1 protein-coding gene is annotated in these 445 nt (G+C 65.6%); it reads right to left on the reverse strand.

Features of this window, described 5'->3' with window-relative positions; translation table 11 throughout:
• On the reverse strand, positions 1 to 445 hold a 445-nt coding region (locus U873_RS0133170; RefSeq protein ID WP_025132343.1), incomplete at both ends, for a filamentous hemagglutinin N-terminal domain-containing protein.

Below are 445 nucleotides of genomic sequence, written 5' to 3' on the forward strand. Positions count from 1 at the left end.
GACTGCCCGGCCACTTCGGTGTAGCCCTTGAGCTGGCTGGGGCTGCCGCCGTTGACTTCGTTGAGGATGATATTGGCCGAGCGCCCGCCCAGGTTGGAGTTGCCGAGGATGATCCCGCCGAGCTGGGTTTGCTGGGTGCGGCCGGTGGCGTTGTTGAGGATCACCCCCTGCTGGCCGACGTTGTAGTCGCTGAACTGGTTGTGGGACAGGCCGCTGCCATTGGGCGCGGCGATGTTGACGATGGGCACGCCATTGCCGGCCTGGCCCAGTGTGGTGCCACCGCCGTTGACCACGATGCCGTCGGCCATCGCCACCACAGGCTGCCAGAACATCATGTTGGCCAGGATGAACGCCAGGCCCCGCTTGGGCAGCCCCCAGAACGACTCCCGCGCTTGCAGGGTGGCAGAAGGTTGGCGGGCCAGGAAGGCAAACTGACGAACATCCA

The sequence above is a fragment of the Pseudomonas sp. PH1b genome (assembly GCF_000633395.1).
In the GTDB taxonomy this organism is placed as follows: Bacteria; Pseudomonadota; Gammaproteobacteria; order Pseudomonadales; family Pseudomonadaceae; genus Aquipseudomonas.